The 19,845-nt window shown below is 51.1% G+C and carries 17 protein-coding genes; all 17 read left to right on the forward strand.

Features of this window, described 5'->3' with window-relative positions; translation table 11 throughout:
* Window positions 1-12 precede the first annotated feature (12 nt).
* The 17 genes from nadB (at window position 13) to MHB80_RS00575 (ending at window position 19,779) form a co-directional block, all read left to right on the forward strand.
* Window positions 13-1,629, forward strand: coding sequence for an L-aspartate oxidase (gene nadB, locus MHB80_RS00495; protein WP_341280357.1), 1,617 nt, complete (start codon window positions 13-15; stop codon window positions 1,627-1,629).
* Entirely contained in the window at window positions 1,622-2,506 is an 885-nt protein-coding gene (gene nadC / locus MHB80_RS00500) for a carboxylating nicotinate-nucleotide diphosphorylase (RefSeq protein ID WP_341280358.1), read from the forward strand. The genes nadB and nadC overlap by 8 nt, the downstream gene beginning before the upstream one ends.
* Window positions 2,503-3,273, forward strand: a complete 771-nt coding sequence (locus tag MHB80_RS00505; RefSeq protein ID WP_338553855.1) for a type III pantothenate kinase — start codon at window positions 2,503-2,505, stop codon at window positions 3,271-3,273. The genes nadC and MHB80_RS00505 overlap by 4 nt, the downstream gene beginning before the upstream one ends.
* A gap of 3 nt (window positions 3,274-3,276) precedes the next feature.
* A complete protein-coding gene (gene hslO / locus MHB80_RS00510; RefSeq protein WP_341280359.1) occupies window positions 3,277-4,176 on the forward strand; it encodes an Hsp33 family molecular chaperone HslO in 900 nt (299 codons plus the stop codon).
* A gap of 18 nt (window positions 4,177-4,194) precedes the next feature.
* A complete protein-coding gene (locus MHB80_RS00515; protein ID WP_341280360.1) occupies window positions 4,195-5,166 on the forward strand; it encodes a peptidyl-prolyl cis-trans isomerase in 972 nt (323 codons plus the stop codon).
* A gap of 307 nt (window positions 5,167-5,473) precedes the next feature.
* The gene (gene cysK, locus MHB80_RS00520) at window positions 5,474-6,412 is read left to right on the forward strand and encodes a cysteine synthase A (protein ID WP_046234444.1); all 939 of its coding nucleotides are present in this window, start codon (window positions 5,474-5,476) and stop codon (window positions 6,410-6,412) included.
* A 299-nt stretch (window positions 6,413-6,711) separates the two neighbouring features.
* Window positions 6,712-8,343, forward strand: a complete 1,632-nt coding sequence (locus MHB80_RS00525; RefSeq protein ID WP_341282815.1) for an anthranilate synthase component I family protein — start codon at window positions 6,712-6,714, stop codon at window positions 8,341-8,343.
* 14 nt (window positions 8,344-8,357) lie between these two features.
* Complete coding sequence (pabA, locus tag MHB80_RS00530) at window positions 8,358-8,939, forward strand: aminodeoxychorismate/anthranilate synthase component II (protein WP_046234446.1); 582 nt, start codon at window positions 8,358-8,360, stop codon at window positions 8,937-8,939.
* A complete protein-coding gene (locus tag MHB80_RS00535) occupies window positions 8,936-9,892 on the forward strand; it encodes an aminotransferase class IV (protein ID WP_341280361.1) in 957 nt (318 codons plus the stop codon). The genes pabA and MHB80_RS00535 overlap by 4 nt, the downstream gene beginning before the upstream one ends.
* A gap of 61 nt (window positions 9,893-9,953) precedes the next feature.
* Window positions 9,954-10,826 carry a dihydropteroate synthase gene (folP, locus tag MHB80_RS00540; protein ID WP_341280362.1) on the forward strand — a complete coding sequence of 291 codons (873 nt, stop codon included), beginning with the start codon at window positions 9,954-9,956 and terminating at the stop codon, window positions 10,824-10,826.
* A 31-nt stretch (window positions 10,827-10,857) separates the two neighbouring features.
* Entirely contained in the window at window positions 10,858-11,244 is a 387-nt protein-coding gene (gene folB, locus MHB80_RS00545) for a dihydroneopterin aldolase (RefSeq protein ID WP_341280363.1), read from the forward strand.
* Window positions 11,222-11,773: a 2-amino-4-hydroxy-6-hydroxymethyldihydropteridine diphosphokinase gene (folK, locus tag MHB80_RS00550; RefSeq protein WP_046234450.1), complete on the forward strand. Its 552-nt coding sequence runs from the start codon at window positions 11,222-11,224 to the stop codon at window positions 11,771-11,773. Before folB ends, folK begins: the two co-directional genes overlap by 23 nt.
* Complete coding sequence (locus tag MHB80_RS00555) at window positions 11,725-11,946, forward strand: helix-turn-helix transcriptional regulator (protein ID WP_341280364.1); 222 nt, start codon at window positions 11,725-11,727, stop codon at window positions 11,944-11,946. The genes folK and MHB80_RS00555 overlap by 49 nt, the downstream gene beginning before the upstream one ends.
* A gap of 48 nt (window positions 11,947-11,994) precedes the next feature.
* A complete protein-coding gene (gene dusB / locus MHB80_RS00560; RefSeq protein ID WP_341280365.1) occupies window positions 11,995-12,993 on the forward strand; it encodes a tRNA dihydrouridine synthase DusB in 999 nt (332 codons plus the stop codon).
* Between the two features lie 576 nt (window positions 12,994-13,569).
* A complete protein-coding gene (gene greA / locus MHB80_RS00565; RefSeq protein WP_046234453.1) occupies window positions 13,570-14,046 on the forward strand; it encodes a transcription elongation factor GreA in 477 nt (158 codons plus the stop codon).
* A gap of 85 nt (window positions 14,047-14,131) precedes the next feature.
* Window positions 14,132-15,655: a lysine--tRNA ligase gene (lysS, locus tag MHB80_RS00570; protein WP_341280366.1), complete on the forward strand. Its 1,524-nt coding sequence runs from the start codon at window positions 14,132-14,134 to the stop codon at window positions 15,653-15,655.
* Between the two features lie 227 nt (window positions 15,656-15,882).
* Window positions 15,883-19,779, forward strand: a complete 3,897-nt coding sequence (locus MHB80_RS00575; protein ID WP_341280367.1) for a glycosyltransferase family 39 protein — start codon at window positions 15,883-15,885, stop codon at window positions 19,777-19,779.
* Window positions 19,780-19,845 lie beyond the last annotated feature (66 nt).

The raw sequence follows: 19,845 nt of genomic DNA on the forward strand, positions 1-19,845 counted from the left end.
GGAGGCGCAGAAATGATTCCCAGATACCTTGTAGACATAAAGCTGGACGAACTGCCGGTAATCGAGAAGGATGTTATTGTGATTGGGGCCGGCATTGCCGGTCTTTTTACCGCACTTCGGGCCAGTGATCGGCATTCCGTGCTGATGATTACGAAGAAGTCGCTGCTCGACAGCAACACCCGCTATGCGCAAGGCGGCATTGCCGCGGTCATATCGGAGGACGATTCACCAGCTTACCACAGCGAGGACACGCTAATTGCGGGAGCGGGGTTGTGCTCGGAGGATGCGGTCAATGTGCTCGTGCATGAGGGGCCGGAAGGTGTGAATCAGCTCATTGAAATGGGCACACAGTTCGATTTGGAAAATGGCGAGTTTGCGCTGACGAAGGAAGGCGCTCACAGCCAGCGTCGTATTTTGCATGCGAATGGGGATGCGACGGGCTACGAAATTGTACGAGCCTTATCGGAGAAAGCGTTATCCAAGCCGGGTATTGAAGTATGGGACGACCACTTTGTCATCGATTTGGTTACCAATGATGGAGAATGTGTGGGCGCTGTTGTGCAAAAGCCGGACGGCTCGCGTCTGCTTGTACGCGGCAAGGCGACCATTCTATGCTCGGGCGGCGCAGGCCAGCTCTACCGTTATACGACGAATCCTGAGGTGGCCACAGGCGATGGGATCGCTATGGCTTACCGGGCAGGAGCTTTTATACAGGATGTAGAGTTTGTCCAGTTTCATCCGACCTCCCTATGCTATCCTGGAGCGCCACGGTTTCTGATTTCAGAGGCTGTACGCGGCGAAGGAGCCGTCCTCCGCAATACGCGAGGCGAGCGTTTTATGGAGCGCTATCACCATCAGCTGGAGCTGGCGCCGCGTGACGTAGTGGCCCGCGCAATTATTAGCGAGATGGAAGCTACGAAATCAACTTTTGTTTATTTGGATGTGACGCATGAGTCGCCGGATATGGTGAAGCATCGTTTTCCGAATATTTATGAATTTTGCCTGCAATACGGTTTGGATTTGACGACAGATTGGATTCCGGTCGCCCCTGCTGCACATTATATGATGGGCGGCGTTAAAACCGATCTCGATGGAGAAACCAATATTAAAAGGCTGTTCGCCTGCGGCGAGGTTTCCTCGACAGGCGTTCATGGAGCGAATCGGTTGGCCAGCAATTCGCTTTCGGAAGCGGTCGTTTTCGGCAAGCGTATCGTCGAGGCGATTGATAAACTTGCAGAGCATGCAGAGATTCAGCCTATAATAGAGAGCAGCGTACCGCGCAGCAGTGTGCCGATTCAGGCAGTGGTGGAGCGGAGATTGAAGCTGCAAAAAGTGATGGTCAGGTATGCGGGCTTGCAGCGCGATGCCAAGGGCCTCGAGAAGGGGCTGGAGGAGCTGCGGCGCCAGTTGACTATTTTTCAAGCGATGCTGACCAAGCGGGAAGAGTTTGAATTTGCCAATATGCTGACATGCGCCCTGCTGACGGCGGAATCCGCTTTGCAGCGGGAGGAGAGCCGCGGCGCGCATTACCGTGAGGACTTCCCGGAGCGCAATGATCAAGTATGGCGCAAGCATACCGTAATGCACCGTGTATACGGGAGGACAGAGGAGCGGTTAACCAATGTTTGAGACAACGCTGGATGGCTATAATGAAGCGCTGCGCGCGCAAATACGCGGCTGGCTCGCTGAAGATATCGGAAGCGGCGATGTAACGACGGCTATGACTATTCCGCGTGGAGCGCAGGCAAAGGCCGTCATTCATGTGAAGGAAAATGGGCGGATTGCGGGCATTCCAATTGCGCGCCTTGTGTTTGAAATCGTTGACCAATCGCTGGTCTTCACGGCAAAGGTCGAGGATGGACAGTATGTAGAAAAAGGCACTGTACTCGCTGAAGTAGAAGGCAGCATCCATAGTCTGCTTACAGGGGAGCGTCTAGCGCTTAATTTAATGCAGCGGATGTCCGGCGTGGCGACGAAGACTAGTGAGTTTGTAGCGGCGCTGCAAGGCCTGCCGGTCCGACTGGTCGACACTCGCAAAACGACGCCAGGCCATCGTCTGCTTGAAAAATATGCCGTTCGCGTAGGCGGCGGCTCGAATCACCGCTTTGGCTTGTATGATGCCGTTATGATCAAGGATAATCATATTAAGGGCGCAGGCGGTATTCGGGAAGCAGTGGAAGCAGCTCGAGCGGGTATTCCCCATACGATGAAGATCGAGGTGGAGACGGAGTCCTTGGAGCAAGTCGATGAGGCGATTGCATGCGGCGCTGATATTATTATGCTGGACAATATGCCACATGAGATGATGAAAGCCGCAGTAAAGCAAATCAAGCAGCACGCACCACATGTTATTGTAGAAGCCTCCGGCAATGTGCGGGTTGATACCATACACGGTATAGCCGCTTGCGGTGTCGATGTCATTTCGGTAGGAGGCCTCACCTATTCCTTTCAATCACTCGATATTAGTCTCGACCTGTTTGCGAAGAAGGGAGGGACCATGTCTTGATTCTCGTCATTGACGTCGGAAATACGAATATAGTCTTGGGCATTTATCAAGGCAAGGAGCTGCTTCATCACTGGAGGCTCAGCACGAATCGTTCCGCTACAGTTGATGAATATGGCATCAACTTTCATCATTTGTTTCATTTTGCCGGCATGCGTCTGGAGCAGATGGAGGGTGTCATTATTTCATCAGTCGTTCCGCCGCTCATGCGGACGTTGGAGCAGCTGTGCATGAAGTATTTGCGCAAGACTCCTTTTATCGTTGGTCCAGGCGTGAAAACCGGACTTAATATCCGGTATGAAAATCCCCGCGAGGTCGGCGCTGACCGCATCGTGAATTCGGTGGCGGGCATCGTCAAATATGGCAGTCCGCTTATTGTCGTCGATTTCGGAACGGCAACGACGTTTGATTACATTGATGCCGCTGGCAGCTATTTGGGCGGCGCTATTGTGCCGGGCATTGCAATATCGACAGAGGCGCTTTATCAGCGGGCGGCGAAGCTGCCGCGCATTGAGCTGGTGAAGCCGCCAAGCGTCATCGGCCGCAATCCGGTCACTTCCATGCAGGCGGGTATTATATATGGCTATGCAGGACAAGTGGACGGTATCGTGCGCAGAATCCGCAAGGAATTTAAAGTCTCGCCGCGTGTTATCGCGACGGGCGGCTTGGCTGAGTTAATTAGCTCAGAATCGGAAACGATAGATGAGGTTGATCCGCTTCTGACATTAGAAGGTTTGCGTATTATATATGAACGGAATCAGGAGGGATAGACGATGGAGCAAAGGAAAGATTTTTTGGTGCGTGGCACGGCATGGGAAGGCAAAATTCGTGTTTTTGCAGCCCGTACGACGCAATTGGTCGATGAGCTGCAGCGCCGGCACGGCACTCTGCCGACTGCAACTGCAGCACTTGGCAGAACGGCAACGGCTGGAGCTATTATGGGCGCCATGCTGAAGGGCGATGAAAAGCTGACGATTCAAGTGAAGGGCGAAGGCCCAATGGGACAAATTGTCGTCGATGCAAATGCTCATGGAGAAGTGCGAGGCTACACGGACAATCCACTCGTTCTGCTTCCAAGCAATGCGCAGGGAAAGCTTGATGTTGCAGGTGCCGTAGGCCATAGCGGCTATCTTCATATTACTAAGGATCTTGGGTTGAAAGAGCCTTACCGCGGCAGCGTTCCAATTGTTTCCGGCGAGCTTGGCGAAGACTTCACCTATTATTTTGCTGTATCGGAGCAGACGCCTTCCGCAGTTGGACTGGGCGTGCTGGTTGATGAAGACGGTCGCGTCATTCATGCGGGCGGCTTTATCGTACAGCTGATGCCAGGACTTACGGATGCGGAAATTACTAAGCTGGAGAAAGCGCTCAGTGCGATGCCTCCGGTCACAGCCTTGCTTGATCAAGGGGAGACGCCAGAAGGGCTGCTTAAATGGGTCGTCGGTGATGATGTTGTCATTCATGAGTCGCTGGACTTGCGTTTTCAATGCAAATGCTCGCGCGATCGCGTAGAGCAGACCTTGATCAGCATGGGTGAATCGGAATTGCAACAAACGATTGAAGAAGAAGGTAAAGCAGAGGTCGTCTGTCACTTCTGTAATGAAGCATACCAGTTTAACCGCGTAGAGCTGGAGCAATTGCTCGAACAAGCCAAACCGAAGCCGATCCATTAATATGGAGGCTACCGGGCAATGAATAAAATCGGTGTAGTGAGGACGATCGTCGTCATTCAGGCGTTATGTATGATCGTGCTAAGTGTAGTTGTTGTAGTGAGATTGTCGCCTTTTTCTGAAGGCATGCCGGACCATGAGCCAGATTCGGGAACACGTACTGAAACAGGCAATGAGGTTGTACCAGGCAGCTTGGATAATGATAAAATTGTTGCCATAATTGGCGATTACAGCATCAGGGAAAGCGAACTGATGAATGCGCTTAGCGAGCAATATGGCCAAGCTACCCTCAAGCTGATGATGATTCACAGCGCCATTGACCAGGAGGCTGCCTCGCAGCAGCTTGAAGTGACCGCTGAGGAGCAGCAGAGAGCTGTTGAGGAGCAGGCAGAGGGATATGATAGCGAAGAGGATTTTTACCGCATCATGGATCAGCAGCTGGGCATGTCCAAAGAGGAAGTTTTGAAGGATACGAAGTACAGGCTGTTGACTGAAAAAATAGCGATCCAAAAAGTGGATGTGCCTGATGCTGAGGTTGAACGCTACATTGCGGATCATGAGGAGCAATACGGCGACAAGCTGCAATATCGCTTATCCTGGATTGTGACGGCAAATATGGAAGAGGCGAACCGCGTGCTGGATAAGCTCTCTGAGGGAGCAGACTTTGCGCAAGCAGCAGCTAAATATTCGATAGATGCTTTTACGGCAGATGCTGGCGGTGATTTAGGCCTTATTGATGCCAATGACCCGTTTCATGAGCGGGCGATTCTTTCGGCGGCAAGCAAGCTGGATACGGGAGAGATCGCTGGCCCGATATCGATTGCCGAAGGGTATGCCATCATTCGTTTGATGGAGCGCCACACAACGGATAAGCCACAGGGACAGCAGCTGTATGAGCTGGTCCGCAAAGAGCTGGCATTATCACAGGCTCCTTCCCTAAGCCAAATTGAGCAGCAGCTATTGGAGAAATATGACGCTGTCACCTTTCCATAAATATAAGAAATTCTAGGTTTGTTTATAAGCTTCCATTATATTGGAGCATCATATAGTCATGTTCGCCAGACGATTGGAAAATGGGCGAACAATCCTTCTTTTTCAAAATGTAAGCATTTATAAGGCTTCCACTTATATCAGGCTTATATTTCAGCGCAAATTGATGCTTTATCGGTCAGGGATGGCGTTAGCCAGCCGTATTCGCATGAAGGAAATGAAGGTATTGACAACGAATACAACTCATTGATAAGATGGAATTAGTTTAAAAACCAACTGAATTAGTCGGAATAAGGAGGAAGTATGACACATGGCAAAAATCGTGCAAAGCATTACTGATCTAATTGGTGATACACCGCTAGTTCGCTTGAATCGTCTTGTTCCTGAGGACAGCGCTGAAATCTATGTAAAGCTTGAATATCAAAATCCAGGTGCGAGCGTAAAAGACCGTATCGCAATCAGCATGATCGAAGTAGCTGAACAGGAAGGCATCATCAAGCCAGGCGATACAATTGTTGAGCCTACGAGCGGCAACACGGGTATCGGTCTTGCCTTGGTAGCAGCAGCTAAAGGCTATAAAGCGATTCTTGTTATGCCTGAGACGATGAGTATTGAGCGCCGCAACTTGCTTCGTGCTTATGGCGCAGAAGTGGTTCTGACGCCGGGTTCGGAAGGCATGAACGGAGCTGTTCGCAAAGCCGAGGAATTGGCGAAAGAAAACCCGTCCTATTTTATCCCGCAGCAGTTTAATAACCAAGCCAATGTAAAAATCCATCGCGAGACAACGGGTCCGGAAATCGTTGAGGCGATCAACTCCCTGGACGGCAAGCTGGATGCATTCGTAGCGGGTATTGGTACTGGCGGTACGATTACGGGTACTGGCGAAGTGCTGAAAAAGAACTTTAAAGATATTAAAATTTACGCGGTTGAGCCTGCGGCTTCCCCACTGCTTTCGGGTGGACAGCCTGGACCTCACAAAATCCAAGGGATTGGCGCTAACTTTGTGCCGACGATTTTGGATCGCGAAATTTATGACGAAGTCATTACGGTTGAAAATGATGATGCATTCGACTACGCACGCCGTGCTGCGAAAGAAGAAGGCATCTTGTGCGGAATTTCCTCCGGTGCTGCGATCTATGCTGCTTTGAAAGTGGCGAAGGAGCTTGGCAAAGGCAAGCGCGTTATCGCGGTTGTTCCAAGTAATGGTGAGCGTTACCTCAGTACGCCGCTGTTCAACTTCGAGAACTAACACTTATGTCCAATCGGGGCCGTGCCTTTAGTAGGATCGGTATACCGTTTGACTGGCCTTCCATTCATTTGAGTGGGGGGCTTTTTTCAATTATAAGCCGTTTATAAGTTTCACCCTTATAAATCGCTTATCATTCACCCTCGAAACGGTAGCTTTGCCGCCAGAGGACGGCTGCAGCCGTTTACGCTTGATGTGCGTAAATAGCCATGGGAATATGGCGGCAGCGCTCTTTCCTTTTGGGCGGGTATTCTGTATACTAGGCAAAATAAACATGCTTGTCGATCGGGGGTTGGAAGGTGATGTTCACCGCCTTTGACTATTGGTTAGGGTGGCACGCCGAGCGGAAGTATACGACTTTTCCACTGCTGCGGGAGCTGCCGCTTGGAGAAGAAGGTGTTGCTTCATGGGAAGAGGCATGGCGGGATGCATCGCCGTATGCTTTTGTACTGGAGAGCGGTAAGGGCGGGCGCTATACGTATCTCGGCTTGCAGCCGGAAAGCGTTATTCGCGGCAAAGGTTTGGAGGCGGAAGCCCGGACGCTGCGGACAGATGGAGCTGAAGCTTCAGATGATGCTAATTCGGCTTTGCGCTACCAGGGCAAGCCGCTTGAAGTGGTGCGGAGCTGGATGGAGCCATATCGCGCGCCAAAGCTTGAAGCAGCGGGCACGCCAAAATGGACGGGCGGGTGCGTCGGATTTTGGAGCTATGACGTCATTCGTTCGATTGAACGGCTGCCGGAGCTGACGGAAGATGATTTGAATGTGCCGGATTATTTATTTTTGCGTTTAAATGAACTTTGGATTGTCGATCATAGCGACAAGAAGCTATATTGCGCTGTGCATACACCTGTGCCAAGTGAAGCAGGTCAAGAGGAGCTGCGACTGCTTTATGCGCAAGCTTGCTCGCGGACCGGCGAGATGGCCGCTTATTGGCAGCAGCGGTTCGGGAGCGCAGCGAACGGCCAGCGAGGCGAGAATAATGCTGAAAGCACAAGCGATAGCCGCCGGGTGCGGCAAGAGCGGCAGCAGCTCGCTGACGATGATTCCCTTCACAGCAAGGGGGACGCGCTGGATGGGATCAGCACGCGTTTTTCGAAGGAAGCTTTTGAAGAGGCAGTTCGGCAAATTCAGCGTTACATCGGACAAGGCGATGTATTTCAGGTGAATTTATCGGTACGCCAGAGCCGGGCGCTGGTTGCGCAGCCGGAAGAGCTGTACGAGTGGCTGCGTCTCATTAATCCTTCTCCTTATATGGGCTTTCTGCGCTGTCCTGATTTTCAACTCGTGTCGGCTTCGCCGGAGCTGCTGGTTGAGCGCCGCGGCGACTTGCTTGCAGCCCGTCCAATTGCCGGAACGCGCAGGCGCGGCCGAACAGAAGAAGAAAATGAGCTCATGGCGGAAGAGCTGCGGACTAGCGAGAAGGAGCGCGCCGAGCATATTATGCTGGTCGATCTGGAGCGCAACGATTTGGGCCGGATTTCGGCTTACGGCACGGTGAAAGTGGAAGAGCTGATGGTTATTGAGCAATATTCGCATGTGATGCATTTGGTATCCCAAGTCGAGGGGCGGCTTGCCGAGGGCAAGGATGCTTATGATGTCATTGCGGCGACTTTCCCAGGCGGCACCATTACAGGCGCTCCCAAAATCCGCACGATGGAAATTATTGAAGAGCTGGAGCCTGTAAGGCGCGGTCCTTATACCGGGTCGCTCGGATGGATTGACTATAATGGCGATATGGAATTTAATATTATTATACGAACGATGGTCGTCAAGGATGGCATGGTGCATATCCAGGCTGGAGCAGGCATTGTCATTGACTCCAAGCCGGAGCGCGAATATAAGGAATCACTAAGCAAGGCCAAGGCGCTGTGGAAGGCGATTGAGTATAGTGAGCGGTTCAGGCAGGCTGCGCCAAGCGGGCGCAAACAATAGAGGGGGCGCATGCGATGATTCTCGTAATAGATAACTATGATTCGTTTACCTACAACCTGGTGCAATATTTAGGCGAGCTTGGCGAGGACATTGTGGTCAAAAGAAATGATGAGCTGGGGCTGGCGGACATTGAGCAGCTGGCGCCTGACCATATTTTGATTTCTCCGGGACCTTGCTCCCCGAACGAGGCAGGCATCAGCCTGTCGCTCATTGAGCATTTTAAAGGGAAAATTCCGATTTTCGGTGTGTGTCTTGGCCATCAGGCGATTGGACAAGCGTTTGGCGGCGATGTCATTCGCGCAGAGCGCCTGATGCATGGCAAAACTTCGCAAATGGTGCATGACGGCAAGACGATTTTTGAAGGAATCCCTTCACCATTCACCGCAACCCGTTACCATTCCCTTATCGTGAAAAAAGAAACCCTGCCAGACTGTCTTGAAATCAGCGCAGAAACAGCGGAAGGCGAAATTATGGCGCTTCGCCATAAAGAATACCCGATTGAAGGGGTGCAATTTCATCCGGAATCGATTATTTCCGAGCATGGGCTGACGCTGCTGCGCAACTTTTTGAAAATTCGTACAGGCGCGCCGCGATGAAGGTAGCGTTGGGCGGCATTGTCATGGATGCCGGGCAAGCTGTGATCTCAATATATGATCACGGCTTTTTGTACGGTTTGGGTTTGTTCGAGACGTTTCGAACCTATGGCGGCCGCGCTTATTTGCTGGAGCGGCATTTGCGGCGTCTGGAAGCGGGCTGTTTGTCGCTGGGCATCCGCTACAAAGCGGATCAAACCGCGCTGGAGGCGAGCATTGCCAAACTGCTTCAGGCGAATGAGCTGAAGGACGGCTATGTCCGGCTGACCGTTACAGCGGGCGATGGCGGGCTAGGCTTGCCAGTGGGCGATTACGAGCAGCCGCAGGAGTTGATCCTGATGAAGGCGCTGCCGCCCTATCAGGCGGCGCTTTATGAGCATGGCCGAGAGCTTAGGCTGCTGCATACGAAGCGCAATACGCCAGAGGGCGAGATTCGACTTAAATCGCTGCATTATATGAATAATATTATAGCGAAGCGCGAGCTTGCCGCGAGCGATGCCTCGCCGGGAGCAGAAGGATTGATGCTGAGCGGCGACGGCCTGCTGACGGAAGGCATCGTCAGCAATCTTTTTTTCGCCCAGGATGGTATTATTCGTACGCCTGCGGTAGATACGGGCATCCTGCCCGGCATTACGCGAGAGCGCGTTCTGGAGCTGGCCCGTGCGGCTGGCTTTCAGGCAGAAGAAGGACACTACAGCTGGAATCAACTGCTGGGGGCAGATGAAATATGGCTGACGGGCTCCGTACAGGAGCTGGTGCCGGTGACGCGGTTATCTGGTACCGACGGTACTCGGGTGCAGGTCGGCAAAGGGACAGGTGCGGGAATCGGCGTGGGCTACGAATCGGCAAGAAATGCGGCTAGGTTTGAAGTCGATGCAGAAGCTGGGACTGCAGCTGGTCCGATTACTCGTCAGCTTTTAAAGGCCTATCGCTCCGATACGATGAGAAGCAAGTAACGCGGGAGCGTCAGGCGACTGCATATCAAGACTAGTATAGCTAAAGGTGTGAGCGTAGCTTATGAATACAGCAAGAGAAGGCAAGCTTGAATATTACAGCAGGAGCTATGGGCTGGCTTGCGGCAATCGGCTGGAGCTGGGCAAGCGCACGCTGATTATGGGCATATTGAATGCGACGCCGGATTCTTTCTCTGATGGCGGGAAATTTAATGAAGTGGAGGCGGCTGTCAGCCGCGCTGTGGAGATGGCCGCAGAGGGCGCGGATATTATTGATATCGGCGGCGAGTCCACACGTCCAAACTTTGTCCCGGTCGATGCCGAGGAGGAGCTGCGCCGCGTGATTCCGGTCATTCAAGCTGTCCGCGCCGCGCTGCCGCATATCGCGATATCGATAGATACGTATAAAGCAAAGACAGCGCGCCATGCGCTCGAAGCAGGAGCTACGATCATTAACGATATTTGGGGACTCAAATACGATGCAGATATGGCGGCAGCCGCAGCAGCATACGGCTGCCCGGTTATTTTAACGCATAATCGCACGAATCCCGTCTACCTAGCCGCTGATTTTGTAGAGGACGTTATTGCTGATTTGAAAGAAAGCATGGAAATAGCAAGACATGCCGGCGTGAATGAAGAGCAGATCTGGCTCGATCCAGGCCTTGGCTTTGCCAAAACCTATGAGCAAAATATGGAGCTGCTAGGACGGCTCGCCGAGCTGCATGCTCTTGGCTATCCTGTTCTGCTGGGTACTTCACGCAAGAGCTTCATTAGGCAGACGCTGGATCTGCCAAGAGAAGAGCTAGTAGAGGGTACGGCAGCAACAACGGCCCTTGGCATTGCGCAAGGCTGCCAAATCGTTAGGGTGCATGATGTCCGCGCGAATAAAAGAACAGCTGTGATGTCGGATGCGATTATCTATCCGCGTTATTCATAGATTCAGATATAAGTATAAGGGGCGTAAGCTTATGGATAGAATGCTTGTGAAGGGCATGCAGTTTTACGGGTATCACGGTGTTTTTGCAGAAGAGAACAGGCTGGGCCAAAAGTTTGGCGTCGATCTGGAGCTGCTGCTGGATTTGGAGAAGGCGGCAACGATGGATGATTTGGAAGCTACGGTGAATTATGCCGAATTGCATGCGTTAACGAAGAAAATTGTCGAAGGAACGCCGTTTAAATTGATTGAAGCTTTAGCAGGTAGCATTGCAACCCAGTTGCTGTCGGCTTATACTATGATAAATGAAGTAACGGTTCGTGTGACGAAGCCGAACCCGCCGTTCGACATTCATTTTGATGGCGTGACGGTAGAGCTGCGCAGAAAGCGGGATGCTGATGGACGCGTTGTCACCGTTTAACTCGCCCGCATATGCTTATGTGGCTCTAGGTTCAAATGTAGGTGATCGGCAGCAGCTTTTGCTGCAAGCGATCCAGCAGTTAAGTGGCCGCCCAGACATCGAAGTGCTTCGCGTTTCGGGCGTGTACGAGACCGATCCGGTCGGCTATACGGATCAGCCCCCTTTTCTGAATATGGCTATCGCCGTGCGAACTACGCTGTCCCCGCTTGCTTTACTGCACGTTCTGCTGGATACCGAGCAGCAGCTTGGGCGTGTCAGAGATATTCGCTGGGGGCCGCGCACTATAGATCTCGATTTGCTGTTGTATGCTGATGTCGTGATGGATGGCGAGGAGCTGACGCTTCCGCATCCACGAATGATGGAACGCTCCTTCGTGCTCGTTCCGCTTGGTGATGTGATCGAGCAGTCCCATCCGCTTAAGGAACAGGTGGCTGCGGCCGCGGCTTCAGCGCTTCAGGATGGAAAGGAAGGCATCATGTTATGGAAAATCATCAATTGGCACAGCGAGTCCGGGCATTTCGTAAGCTAAAGGGCTACACACAACAGGAATTAGCAAAAGTACTAGGCGTGTCGGTAGCGGTGTTAGGCTCCCTTGAGCGTGGAACCCGCAAGGCGGACGCCAAGTTATTGATTCATATATCAAACACCCTTGGCATTAGCTATGAAGAGTTGACGGATTCGGGATCGAACGGAAACGTGTAAGAAACTAACGTACTAGGAAACAAACCAGAAGGAGGAGTGCGGAGAAACATGCTGAAAATCGGAGACATCGAGATGAAGAACAGGGTTGTGCTTGCACCGATGGCCGGCGTGTGTAATCCCGCTTTCCGTCTAATTGCAAAGGAATTTGGAACAGGTCTTGTATGCGCGGAGATGGTGAGCGACAAGGCGATTTTGCACGGCAATAAGCGGACGATGGAAATGCTGTTCGTGGACGAGCGTGAGAAGCCGCTTAGCTTGCAAATTGTCGGCGGTGACCGTGAATCGCTGGTCGAGGCGGCGAAGGTCGTGGATAAGCAAACCAATGCTGATATTATTGATATCAATATGGGCTGCCCGGTACCGAAAGTAACGAAATGCGATGCCGGAGCACGTTGGCTGCTTGACCCGAACAAAATTTACGAGATGGTTTCTGCCGTAGTGGAAGCCGTTGATAAGCCGGTAACGGTGAAAATGCGTATTGGCTGGGATGACGAGCATATTTATGCGGTGGAAAATGCGCGCGCCGTTGAGCGTGCTGGCGGTAAAGCGGTCAGCGTTCACGGTCGTACGCGCGAGCAGCAGTACACAGGCGTAGCGAATTGGGACATCATTCGCGATGTGAAGCAGGCGGTGTCGATTCCGGTAATCGGCAACGGGGATGTTTTTTCACCTGAAGATGCCAAACGCTTGCTGGAGCATACGGGCTGTGACGGCGTCATGATCGGACGCGGTGCGCTTGGAAACCCTTGGATGCTGTACCTCACTATTCAGTATTTGACGAATGGCGAGCTGCTGCCCGATCCTATGCCGCGTGAGAAGATGCTGGTCGCTACCTTGCATCTGGACCGTCTCATTGATCTAAAAGGCGAAGCGGTTGCCGTACGGGAAATGCGCAAGCATTTGGCTTGGTATTTGAAAGGCTTGCCGGGCGGTGCGCGTGTCAAGGATGTTATTATGGAAGAAACCGGCCGCGACCGGATGGTGGACATTTTGGATCGATATGTGTTGTCGCTTGAAGAGCAGGGCCTTGCTGCTGCGAGCCTGTAGTCTGAAATAGCGGGCTGATCAGATACGGCTGTGTGCCATGCCGAGCAGTCTCAAACTTGATTTGCAAATGAAATAAACGGGCAGGTTATCTGAGAACGTTCAGAGGCCTGCCTTTTTTCAAAATATAAGATGGTAAAGGCGCTTCTCCTTAAAATGGAAAGGTTATGTAAAAAAGCTTATATATTTGGAACTTTGTGTTTTTTGTAAACGAGTTAGGAAGGAATGTGCGGTTTTATAACGAATAAAAAAGAAGGGCCGTGCGGCTGTCCCGCCAACTGCAATAGTGGGCACAGACACAGGCGCTTTTACAAGCGGCGCGTTCCTTGCAGACAGGTATACATATATGGTGGGCAACGCTTTCAAGGGGCCTAATGCGAAAGTCGTTCCAGTCGTTTGGCTTTGATTGACATTCAGGAGAACATTGCATATAATCGTGCAATATAACCTTAATGACTATAGTCAACACGGCTTATCTGCTCCCTCAGCTGGTCTGAGGCAAGAGGAGCGTAATATATTAATTAACAGTGAATTCATACCTGGTATGAAAATTGGTCACACGACGGGAGAATCGGAAAGATGAGCGATAAAGAGATCATTCTGACTCAGGAAGGTTTGAGAAAGCTTGAGGACGAACTGGAGATGCTGAAATCGGTCAAGCGTCGCGAAGTAGCTGAGCGGATCAAGGTCGCGATTGGCTACGGCGATATTAGCGAAAACTCCGAGTATGAAGATGCTAAGAATGAGCAGGCCTTCATCGAAGGTCGTATCATTACGTTGGAGAAGATGCTCCGCAACGCTCGGATCATCAATAGCGATGAAATCGATACGGACGTGGTCAGCATCGGCTCCACGGTAACTGTAGAAGATTTAGAATTTGGCGATAAAATGGAATATGCGATTGTCGGTTCTGCTGAATCGGACCCGCTTAACAATAAGATTTCCAATGAGAGCCCTGTTGGCAGAGCGATTTTGGGTAAAAAGGAAGGCACGGTCGTTGATGTCAGCGTACCTGCCGGCGTTATACAGTATAGAATCGTCGATATTAAAAAATAAGGTTTGCACTGTGTCTGATTCAGAAAGCTTCCTTAAGCGGAAGCTTTTTGAACGTTAAAGCGGTGCCTTAGGAGATGAAATCAAGTTGGAACATCAGAACACCAAGACAGGTCATGAACAAGAACAAGAGCTAAGCGAGCTGCTGCAAATCCGCCGTGACAAACTGGACGAGCTGAGAGGACTCGGCATTGATCCATTCGGCAGCAAATTCGAGCGTTCGCATAATGCGAAGGACATCGTGTCCGCTTATGAGTCGTTTACGAAGGAAGAGCTGGAGGAGAAAGCCGAACAGGTAAGCATTGCGGGCCGGATAATGCAGAAGCGCGGCATGGGGAAAGCGAGCTTTGCCCACATTCAGGATCTAAGCGGCAAAATTCAAATTTATGCGCGCAAGGATACGGTTGAGGAAAATCAATTCGCAGCGTTCACCCTGCTTGATATCGGCGATATCATCGGCGTGAAGGGAACGGTATTCAAGACGAATACCGGCGAAGTATCGGTAAAAGCGCTGGAAGTGATCGTACTTACGAAATCACTTCTGCCTTTGCCGGACAAGTTCCATGGACTGAAGGATGTCGAGCTGCGCTACCGTCAGCGTTATGTTGATCTAATTGTGAATCCTGATGTTCAACAGACGTTCATCTCCCGCTCCCGCATTATCCAATCGATGAGGCGTTACCTGGATGGCCAGAACTATCTGGAAGTGGAAACGCCGACGCTGCATACCATTCCAGGCGGAGCATCCGCACGCCCCTTCATCACGCATCATAATGCGCTTGATATGCAGCTGTACATGCGTATCGCGATTGAGCTGCATTTGAAACGCCTCATTGTTGGCGGCATGGAGAAAGTTTACGAAATTGGCCGCGTTTATCGGAACGAAGGCATGTCGACACGCCATAATCCAGAGTTTACGATGCTGGAGCTGTATGAGGCTTACGCTGACTACAAGGACATTATGGCATTGACTGAAAACATGATCGCGCATATCGCACAGGATGTGCTCGGCACAACCAAAATCATGTACCAAGGCCAGGAAGTCGACCTGACGCCGCAATGGCGCCGTATATCAATGGTTGATCTGGTTAAGGAAATCAAAGGCGTTGATTTCAGCGTTCAAATGACGGATGAAGAAGCGCATGCCATTGCGAAGGAGCATAACGTCAAAGTTGAGCCGCATATGACGTTCGGTCATGTTCTGAATGCATTCTTTGAAGAGTTTTGCGAGCATACGCTCATTCAGCCGACCTTCGTTACGGGACATCCGGTTGCGATTTCGCCGCTGGCGAAGAAAAGCCCGGTTGATCCGCGCTTTACCGATCGTTTTGAATTGTTTATCGTGGCGCGCGAGCATGCCAATGCGTTTACAGAGCTGAACGATCCGATCGATCAGCGCGAACGCTTTGAGGCACAGCTGCTGGAGAAGGAGCAAGGCAATGACGAGGCGCATGAGATGGATGATGATTTCATCCGCGCGCTTGAGTATGGCTTGCCGCCAACTGGCGGACTAGGAATCGGCATCGACCGTCTGGTCATGCTGTTGACCGATGCGCCTTCCATCCGCGACGTGCTGCTGTTCCCGCATATGCGCAATCTGGCAGGCGAATAGCCAATCATAGTTTTCTACTAACCTGTTGAGGCCTAGGGCTTCAGCAGGTTTTTTTCTGTAAATAGGCTAGAATAGCTGTTTGAGCGTGCTTTAGGCTAGGCAATAGGCTGATGCCGCCTCCATCCATTGACCCGTGCCTTATTTTCCTTTAAAGTGAATATGTATTTTCAGACAAAAAAAGCTATCTTAGCGAGGTATTAACTATAGAAAACAGAGGTGAACAGACGTTGCTGAAAGGTTCGATGAGAAGTTTGCGATTGGTCATATGCATGGTAATGCTCTTATTCAGTTTTTTGCCTTATGGCAGCAAGCAGGTGTTCGCGGAGGAATTTAATATTATACATAATGCTGGCTTCGAAAGTACGGAGTCTGGCGTGCCCTTGTCATGGACGCAGGATGTATGGGAAGCGGGCGAGAGCATCTCGCGCTTCACGCTGGAGCAGTCCGATGTTTATGCGGGTACCGGCGCAGCTAAAATTCAAAATTTTCAACCGAACCATGCCAAGTGGATACAGAAGCTGACGGTTAGTCCGGACGCCTATTACCATGTGAGTGGCTGGGTCAAGGTTTCAGATGCAAAGAGCGATGCAATCGGCGCTAATTTGTTTATTGTAGGAGTTGGCGATCCATTTCCTCAGTTGACCGATACTGCGGGCGAATGGAAGCTGCTTGAATTTTACGGCCGGACAGGCCCGGAGCAAAAAGAGCTGCAAATGGGCATCAGTCTAGGCGGCTACGGAAGCTTGAATACGGGAACAGCGCTGTTTGACGATTTGAAAATGGAGCAGCTTCCAGCAAAGCCAGAAAACGTCCAAATCATCTCCTTCGAACCATCGAAGCTGACAGGCGGCGGGGGAGCAGCTTCTGGAACTGATAATCTGGACCCGAAAAAGATATCTGCTTTTCCCGTATTATCGATATCGGCCCTATTCGGCCTCTTGTTTGTTTTTCTTTATCGAAAAATGCTTCGGACACAGCCACTCGGCAAGCCTCGCATCTCCTACCGTAGCTGGCTGATTGCCGCTATGGCGGCGGCCCTTATTTTCAGGCTATGGGTTGCGATTAAGGTGCCGGGCTACGTCAACGATATTAAAACCTTTATGTACTGGGCGGATCGCGCCTATCAGAATGGCGTACAGCATTTTTATGAAGAAGGGGTCTTTGCAGATTACCCGCCAGGCTACGTCTATATTCTGTATGTTCTTGCTGCCATCAAGTCATGGTTTAGCATAAATCCGGATACAAGCGGAGCAACGCTGCTGTTCAAGCTGCCGGCCATTGTGGCTGATTTGGTTTCCAGCTGGCTCATTTACCGTTTTGCCAAAACAAAGCTCAATCCAGCGGCAGCGGCAGGTCTTGCCCTGCTCTATGTCTGGAACCCGGCGATCTGGATCAATTCAGCGGGCTGGGGACAGGTGGATTCCTTCTTCACCCTGTTCCTTATTATGGCCATTAGCAGCATGGCAGGGGAGCGTTTGGAACGAGGCGGCATCTGGTTCGCACTTGCCGTACTTATTAAACCGCAGGCGTTGATTTTCGCCCCGGTCGTATTGCTCGCTTACTGGCACAAACGGGATTGGAAGCGTGCCTTGCTGAGCGTCGCTTATGGCATAATCGCTTTTCTGGTGTTTGCCGCTCCGTTTTTCTTAACCAATGGCGGTTTGATCGGTGTTATTGAGCTTTACAAAGCGACGCTGTCCTCCTATCCTTACGCAACGCTGAATGCGTTCAACCTATATGCGCTTACGGGAGGGAATTGGGCACCGCTGGAGAGCAGCTGGCTTGCGCTGTCCTATAAAACTTGGGGCAACATAGCCATAGCACTAGCGGTTATAGCCGCACTTTGGTTCTCCTTTAAAGGCAAGCCAAAGCGCAATCTGGGCATCTCTTATTTTATTGCGATCATTCTCATCACAATCGTCTTTCTGTTTGCGACGAAAATGCATGAGCGTTACCTGTTCCCCGTCATTTTGCTGTATGTTTTCGCCTATATCGAGTCTCAGGATCGGCGACTGCTCCACCTATTAATGGGCTTCAGCGTCACGCATTTCATTAATGTAGGCTACGTGCTTGCATTTAGCGAGGCGGGCCAGCATACGGTGACCGACGGCATTGTCATTTTGTGCTCAATTACGAATTTGTGCTTGTTCGCCTATTTGCTTTATGTTGGCTATTCACTCTATGTGAAAAATGATCAAAAACCAGTTCCTCCACTCACACAGGAAGAATTGCGCGAAGCAGACCGTCAGGCACTGCAGGAGCTGGAGCAGCAGAGCGCCCCTAAGGGCAAGGAACTTCAAGCTTCTTCCTCTGATAAGAGCGGCAATAAGCTCACTCGCAAGGATTGGTGGTGGATGGGCGGCATTACCGCTGTCTATGCAATTGTGGCGCTGCTTAATTTGGGCTCGTTTAACAGCCTGAATACAGGCTGGAAGCCGCAGCAGAATGGCCAGAGCTTTTATGTTGACCTTGGTCAAACACAGCAGCTGGAGCGGGTCAACATGTTCGGCGGCGTGGGCTCCGGCAAGCTCAAGCTGGAGTTTGGAAATGCACCGGATGCCTGGAGCGGCGGCGTAGATGTCGAGCTGAAAATCGGCGATAATCTAAAATGGGTCGTCCAGCCGCTTAACGTGAGCGCGAGATATGCCAAGGTTACAGTTGCCTCAACGGGTTTCTCGCTGCAGGAAATGGCCTTTTATCCAAGTGGAAGCGATCAGCCGCTGCCTATTGGAGACATTGTTTATATCGGCTCTAATGCGGCAGCAGCCGAGGACCAGCGTTTTGGGCCTGTGGAGCATCTATTTGATGAGCAAAGCTCGGCAGCTTACAAGTCGACCTATTGGAACGGCTCATATTTCGATGAAATTTATCATGCACGTACTGCGTATGAGTTCCTTGAGGATTTGACAGTATATGAAAATACACATCCGCCACTGGGCAAAATACTCATCGCCATCGGCATCAAGCTGTTCGGACTCAGCCCATTCGGCTGGCGGATCATTGGAACGCTGTTCGGCATTGCGATGATTCCGCTTATGTATATATTCGTGCTGCGGTTGTTCCGCTACCGCACGGTTTATGCAGCCGCTGGCGCGATTTTGCTGGCAGCCGATTTCATGCATTTCACACAGACGCGCATTGCGACGATCGATGTGTACGCCGTATTTTTCATTATGCTGATGTTCTACTTCATGTACCGTTACTATAGAATGAACTTCTATATAGAAGCGTTAAGCAAGACACTTGTTCCGCTTTCGCTTGCGGGGGTCGTATTCGGCATCGGCGCAGCGTCCAAATGGATCGTCATTTACGGCGGGGCAGGGCTTGCCATTATGCTTGGATTATCCTTGTTCGACCGGTATAAGCAGTATGCAGCCTCCAAGCGTGCGCTTGCATCTGGTACGGCGAGTGCTGAGCAGAAGGAAACGTATAAGCGCGTCATTAAGGCTTTCCCGCGCAATGCGCTGTTAACGCTCGCGAGCTGTTTGATTACGTACATCGCTATTCCAGTTGTCATTTACAGCCTATCCTTTATGCCGGTGCTGAACGCAGGCGATGGCAAGTATACAATTGAAGGCCTTGTAAGTCAGCAGGAGCATATGTACTCTTATCACAGCGAGCTGGTTGCTACGCATCCTTATTCCTCGCAGTGGTGGGAATGGCCGTTTATGAAGCGGCCGGTATGGTATTACAGCGGCAAGGATTTAGAAAACCCTAATGATGTGTCGTCGATTTCCGCATTCGGCAATCCGCTTATTTGGTGGACGGGGCTGTTCGCGCTACTAGGCGCCTTCTATATAAGTCTTAAGCGCAAGGATAAACGTATGTATATAGTCTGGATCGCTTATCTGTCGCAATACTTGCCGTGGATGCTTGTGCCAAGGCTGACGTTTATTTATCATTATTTTGCGATGGTGCCGTTCATGATCATGGCGATACTCTATATGTTCCAGACGGCAGAGGAAAAAAATAAGAAGTGGAGAAAATATCTAGGCATCTACGTCGCGGCAGCAGTCGTGCTGTTCATTATGTTTTATCCTGTTCTATCTGGATTGCCTTTCAGCAAAACCTATGTGGCTCATATTCTGCGCTGGTTCCCAAGTTGGGTGTTTTATAGTGGTTAGTGCCAGAAAGCTGAGTTATGCAAGCATTTAAACGAAGAAGTTTAGGAAGACAAAGGAGCGGCAACA

Source organism: Paenibacillus sp. FSL H8-0537 (assembly GCF_038051995.1).
GTDB lineage: Bacteria > Bacillota > Bacilli > Paenibacillales > Paenibacillaceae > Pristimantibacillus.

Coding starts and splice junctions, on each gene's coding strand:
- nadB (WP_341280357.1), top strand. CDS start 13: ATGATTCCCAGATACCTTGTAGACATAAAGCTGGACGAACTGCCGGTA.
- nadC (WP_341280358.1), top strand. CDS start 1,622: ATGTTTGAGACAACGCTGGATGGCTATAATGAAGCGCTGCGCGCGCAA.
- hslO (WP_341280359.1), top strand. CDS start 3,277: ATGGAGCAAAGGAAAGATTTTTTGGTGCGTGGCACGGCATGGGAAGGC.
- MHB80_RS00515 (WP_341280360.1), top strand. CDS start 4,195: ATGAATAAAATCGGTGTAGTGAGGACGATCGTCGTCATTCAGGCGTTA.
- cysK (WP_046234444.1), top strand. CDS start 5,474: ATGGCAAAAATCGTGCAAAGCATTACTGATCTAATTGGTGATACACCG.
- MHB80_RS00525 (WP_341282815.1), top strand. CDS start 6,712: ATGTTCACCGCCTTTGACTATTGGTTAGGGTGGCACGCCGAGCGGAAG.
- pabA (WP_046234446.1), top strand. CDS start 8,358: ATGATTCTCGTAATAGATAACTATGATTCGTTTACCTACAACCTGGTG.
- MHB80_RS00535 (WP_341280361.1), top strand. CDS start 8,936: ATGAAGGTAGCGTTGGGCGGCATTGTCATGGATGCCGGGCAAGCTGTG.
- folP (WP_341280362.1), top strand. CDS start 9,954: ATGAATACAGCAAGAGAAGGCAAGCTTGAATATTACAGCAGGAGCTAT.
- folB (WP_341280363.1), top strand. CDS start 10,858: ATGGATAGAATGCTTGTGAAGGGCATGCAGTTTTACGGGTATCACGGT.
- folK (WP_046234450.1), top strand. CDS start 11,222: ATGGACGCGTTGTCACCGTTTAACTCGCCCGCATATGCTTATGTGGCT.
- MHB80_RS00555 (WP_341280364.1), top strand. CDS start 11,725: ATGGAAAATCATCAATTGGCACAGCGAGTCCGGGCATTTCGTAAGCTA.
- dusB (WP_341280365.1), top strand. CDS start 11,995: ATGCTGAAAATCGGAGACATCGAGATGAAGAACAGGGTTGTGCTTGCA.
- greA (WP_046234453.1), top strand. CDS start 13,570: ATGAGCGATAAAGAGATCATTCTGACTCAGGAAGGTTTGAGAAAGCTT.